This window comes from bacterium, from assembly GCA_021372775.1.
Lineage (GTDB): Bacteria > Acidobacteriota > Polarisedimenticolia > J045 > J045 > JAJFTU01.
This window is the reverse complement of sequence record JAJFTU010000128.1, coordinates 1-3,029: the sequence shown is the minus strand read 5'-3', so window position 1 is coordinate 3,029 and position 3,029 is coordinate 1. Positions and strand designations below refer to the sequence as shown.

Below are 3,029 nucleotides of genomic sequence, written 5' to 3'. Positions count from 1 at the left end.
TGCCCGCGCGAATCGCGGGACGCGCGTCGGGCGGCGGGGGCGGCGGCTCCGCCGACCGGGCAACGGCTGCGCCGCCGCCCCCGCACGCCCGACGTGCTGTCGTGTTTGGTCGGGCGCGTTTGATGGTCGTCCGCGGGGGGATGGTCCTTCTTCGATGGTCCGTGCGTCTTGTCTCGCCTCGCGCCACGGCCTTGGCTCGCGGCCGTTGTGTCGTTTCGCGCGTTGAGGGGATAGGGCGCGTGTCCATAGATGGTCGCTCGCCGCGTTCGCGTAGGGGAGGCTGGCGCGTCCCGATGATCGTCGCCGCGCTCGGGCTTCCTCCGCGCCTGCCTCCCGACTAGGACATCGCACCAGCCGGCGCGTCCCGATGATCGTCGCCGCGCTCGGGCTTCCTCCGCGCCTGCCTCCCGACCTGAACTCACGGCGGCCGGCGCGGCGGTCAGCCGCGCAGGCGGCGGTTGACCTCGTCCCAGTTCACGACGTTCCACCAGGCGGCGAGGTACTCGTTGCGGCGGTTCTGGTACTTCAGGTAGTACGCGTGCTCCCAGACGTCGTTGCCGAGAAGCGGCCGCTGGCCGACCGTCAGCGGGCTGTCCTGGTTGGCGGTGCTCGTCACCTTGAGCGTGTTCCCCGCGTCGGCCACGAGCCACACCCAACCTGAGCCGAATCGCTTCATCCCCGCTTCGTCGAACAGCTCCTTGAACTTCTCGAACGATCCGAACGCCCCGTTGATCGCGTCCGCCGCCATTCCGGTCGGCGCGCCGCCGCCGTTCGGCTTCATCGACTTCCAGAAGAGGTTGTGGTTCAGCACGCCGCCGCCGTGGTTCCGCACGGCGAGGCGACTCTCCTCGGGGACCAGCGAGTCCAGTTCCGACAGCAGCCGATCCAGCGGCACTTCGAACAGGCGCGGCGTCTTCTCCAGCGCCGCGTTGAGGTTGTTGACGTACGCCTGATGGTGCTTGCCGTGGTGAATTTCCATCGTCCGCGCGTCGATGAACGGCTCGAGCGCGTCGTGCGGATACGGCAGCGGGACCAGTGAATGGGGCATCGCTCCTCCTCGGCGCCGGCGGCGCGATCGTCCGCCTTCGCCCGACCGATCCGCCTCGCGGCGGAAGGGATTCGTATACGAGGAGCCGCGCGCGAAGCAACGAAGAAACGGAACGCGCGCCGCGGGAGAGGGCGCGGCCGACGAGCGGCCGTCCCTCGCTCCGCCGGAGCGAAGAGGACGAGGCGCAACGCGACGACGGGCGGTCAGCAGGCCGCTTCTTCGCGGATCACGCGGATCGCCGTCTCGATCCCCGCGTCGTCCACGTCGAGATGGGTCACGAAGCGGACCCGACGCCGCGACATGGCGAGGAAGCGGACGCCGCGCGCCTCGGCGCGCCGCGCGAGGTCTTCGGCCGACTGCCCCTCGACGTCCGCCATGACCATGTTGGTCTCGACGTCCTCCGGCCGGACGTCGAGCCCCTTCGTCCCCGCCAGCCCTTCGGCGAGCCGGCGCGCGCGGGCGTGGTCCTCCGCCAGCCGCTCGACGTTGCGCTCGAGCGCGAAGATCCCCGCCGCGGCGAGGATCCCCACCTGCCGCATCCCGCCGCCGAGCATCTTGCGGAAGCGCAGCGCCCGCTCGCGGAACGCCGCGCTTCCGCAGAGCATCGAGCCGGCCGGCGCGCCGAGCCCCTTGGAGAGGCAGAACGAGACCGAGTCGGCGTGGCGCGCGATCTCCCGCGCCGGCACGCCCAGCGCGACCGCGGCGTTGAACAGCCGCGCGCCGTCGAGGTGCACCGGCACGCCGGCGGCGCGCGCGACGAGCGCGATGTGGCGCATCTCGGCGACCGGCGTGATCCGGCCGCCGGCCATGTTGTGCGTGTTCTCGACCCAGACGAGCGCCGTCCCCGGCTCGTGGAACGTCGGCGTCTTGATCCGCTCCGCGACCTGCTCGGCGGAGATCCGCCCGTCGCCCGGCACGACGCAGAGCTGCACCCCGGCGACCGCCGCGCCCGATCCGACCTCGTGGGCCGCGATGTGGACGTCGGTCCCGCAGATGATCTCGTCGCCGCGCCGCGCGTGCGAAAGCTCGGCCACGAGGTTCGCCATGCAGCCCGACGGCATGAACAGCGCCGCCTCGTGCCCGACGACCTGCGCCGCGCGCCGTTCCAACTCCAGCACCGTCGGATCCTCGGCGAAGACGTCGTCCCCCACTTCGGCGCGCGCCATCGCCTCGCGCATCGCCCGGCTGGGCTTGGTCACCGTGTCGGAACGAAGGTCCACCGCGTCGGCCATCGGGGATTCTCCTTTGCGAAGGGCCTCGATGTTACCGCAGGCCCGCGACGCAGCGCCGTCCGCGCCGCCTTGCGACTCGCGCCGCGATCCTCTCGGACAACGCCGCCCCCCGGCGGCGGGACATCGGAATGGCCGCTGATTCGCGACGCTGGTTCAGCGGCCGAAACCTCGATAGGTCCAAGGCCGATCGGCGGAGGACTCGCTCAAACCATACGGCGCGCGCACGGCGAGTCAACTGTCCTCGGAACCATCCTCCTCGATCCAAAGAGGGCGCGGCGCGTGGTACGTTTCCGGCATGTTCCCGCCGCTCGACGCGCCGCTCGCCGCCGCCGCCCCCGCGCTCTGGAAGCACGGGGCGGCCGCCGCGGCCGCGTTCGCCGCGGGGGCGGTCAACTCGATCGCCGGAGGCGGGACGCTGATCTCGTTTCCGTCGCTGCTGGCGCTCGGCCTGACCGGCCAGCAGGCCAACGTCACGAGCACGATCGCGATCTGGCCCGGCTCGATCGGCGGGTTCTGGGGGCACCGGCAGGACCTCGCCGGCACCGGCGCCTTCGCGAAGCGGCTCTGGCCGCCGTCGCTCCTCGGCGGCTTCGCCGGCGCCATGCTGCTGCTCTACACGCCGGCGAAGCTGTTCGACAACCTCGTGCCGTGGCTGATCCTCGCCGCGGCGCTTCTGCTCGCGGCCAACGAGCCGGTGGCGCGCTGGGTCAACGGGCTCGGCGGCGGGCGGCGCGGCGCGCGCTGGTGGC

Annotated in this window: 3 protein-coding genes; 1 reads left to right on the top strand and 2 read right to left on the bottom strand. The window is 72.1% G+C overall.

Features of this window, described 5'->3' with window-relative positions:
• Positions 1-439 precede the first annotated feature (439 nt).
• Positions 440-1,048: a superoxide dismutase gene (locus LLG88_04325; protein MCE5246132.1), complete on the bottom strand. Its 609-nt coding sequence runs from the start codon at positions 1,046-1,048 to the stop codon at positions 440-442.
• Positions 1,049-1,251: 203 nt separating this feature from the next.
• On the bottom strand, positions 1,252-2,280 hold the full coding sequence (ltaE, locus tag LLG88_04320) for a low-specificity L-threonine aldolase (GenBank protein ID MCE5246131.1): 1,029 nt from the start codon (positions 2,278-2,280) through the stop codon (positions 1,252-1,254).
• Between the two features lie 295 nt (positions 2,281-2,575).
• On the opposite strand from ltaE, the gene LLG88_04315 reads away from it, so the two are divergent.
• Positions 2,576-3,029, top strand: a 454-nt coding sequence (locus LLG88_04315) for a sulfite exporter TauE/SafE family protein (protein MCE5246130.1), incomplete at its 3' end; no start/stop codon positions are given.